This is a genomic window from Finegoldia magna (genome assembly GCF_018371055.1).
Taxonomy (GTDB): domain Bacteria; phylum Bacillota; class Clostridia; order Tissierellales; family Peptoniphilaceae; genus Finegoldia; species Finegoldia magna_I.
This window is the reverse complement of sequence record NZ_JAGYZD010000313.1, coordinates 1-1,616: the sequence shown is the minus strand read 5'-3', so window position 1 is coordinate 1,616 and position 1,616 is coordinate 1. Positions and strand designations below refer to the sequence as shown.

The 1,616-nt window shown below is 28.0% G+C and carries 3 protein-coding genes and 1 pseudogene; all 4 read left to right on the top strand.

Annotation, left to right across the window (positions count from 1 at the left end; translation table 11 throughout):
- Window positions 1–302 (top strand): annotated as a pseudogene (locus KHW44_RS09460) (exodeoxyribonuclease VII large subunit); the annotation flags it as partial.
- A complete protein-coding gene (xseB, locus tag KHW44_RS09455) occupies window positions 295–531 on the top strand; it encodes an exodeoxyribonuclease VII small subunit (protein WP_002836523.1) in 237 nt (78 codons plus the stop codon). The pseudogene KHW44_RS09460 and the gene xseB, both read left to right, overlap by 8 nt.
- Window positions 524–1,333, top strand: a complete 810-nt coding sequence (locus KHW44_RS09450) for a polyprenyl synthetase family protein (protein WP_304068845.1) — start codon at window positions 524–526, stop codon at window positions 1,331–1,333. The genes xseB and KHW44_RS09450 overlap by 8 nt, the downstream gene beginning before the upstream one ends.
- 1 nt (window position 1,334) lies before the next feature.
- A partial coding sequence (locus KHW44_RS09445; RefSeq protein WP_304068843.1) for an SAM-dependent methyltransferase occupies window positions 1,335–1,616 on the top strand: 282 nt, incomplete at its 3' end.

Here is a 1,616-nt window from a genome sequence, read left to right as displayed (position 1 = left end):
TATTGAAGCCAGATAAGTTATTATCTTTAGAAATAGAAAAACTAAATAAAATTCGATTAACAATGATTAAGAATTTGATCTCAAATATTAATTACAAAGAATTGATTTTAGATTCATATAAAAATAACCTATTGCATTTGAATCCAAGCACAATTTTAGAGAAGGGATATGCAAAAGTATTAAAGGATAATAAGAGTATTTCTTCTGTTGATGATGTTATGGAAAATGAAAATATTATCTTAATTATGAAAGATGGTAAACTTAATACAACCGTTCAAAACAAGGAGAAATTCAATGAATGAATATAGAGAATATGACGAAGGATTAAAAAGACTAAGTGACATCGTTGAAAAGTTGGAAGACAGAGAGCTAAGTCTTGAAGAAAATATAAAATTATACGAAGAAGGTATGAAGCTTCACAAGAGATTAAGTTCTATTTTGAAAGAACAAGAAGGCAAAATGACTTTGATCAAAGATAACAAAGAAGAAGATTTTCAAATAAACATGCTTTTAAGTGATGATAATGAATAGCCAGGAAATTATAAATTTAATAAATACTTCATTAAAAGAATTAAAATTTTCAGATGATAAAATTGGCGAAGCTATGCGATACACAATTGTTGACGATAGTGCAAAAAGATTAAGGCCACTTTTGTTTTTGTTAACTTATCAAATGTTTAATGAATCAATAACTGAATCTTTAAATTACGCTCTTGCTATAGAATTGATTCACAATTATTCATTGGTGCATGATGATTTAGAATGTATGGATAATGACGAATATAGAAGAGGAAAGTTAACAGTGCATAAAAAATATGGAGAAGATATAGCGGTTTTAGTAGGGGATGCACTTTTAAATTATTCTTTTGAAGTACTATCTGAGTCAATTAAAAATGAATTTGACGCAAAGTGTGCAAATTATATCGTAAAGAAATCAGGTTGTTTTGGCATGATAAAAGGTCAACTTTTGGATATTGACAGTGAGATTTCTGAAAAAAATATTATTGAAATTTATGATAAAAAAACATGTAATTTACTTAAAGCATCTACTGTATCTGCTGGAATTTTAAGTAGGGTTGGCGATAATACATTATTAAAACTAGAAGATTATGCTTTTAATCTAGGAATGGCGTTTCAAATAATTGATGACATTATGGATTATGAGAATGATTTAAAAATTAACAAAAACACATATGTCACTATTTTTGGAAAAGAAAAAGGCATTGATGATGCAAATAAGTATTCTCAAAGAGCTATAGAATGCATTAAAGATATAGACAATTCACAACCTTTAATTGAACTTACAAATAAATTGTTGGGCAGGAAATATTGATATGAGAATCGACTTATATTTGTGTGAAAACAACTTCGCATCTTCTAGAACAAAAGCAAAATCTCTGATTGAGAATGAATTGGTTTATTATAAGGGCAACTTAGTAAAGAAACCATCACTTGAGATAAATTCTGATGAAGTTGAAGTAAAAGAACACACTGAATATGTTGGAAGGGGAGCTCTGAAGCTTTTAAAAGCTTTTGAGGTATTTAATATAGGTAAGCATGATTTGTGCTTAGATATAGGCTCATCTACTGGTGGATTTACTCAGGTTTTATTAAAA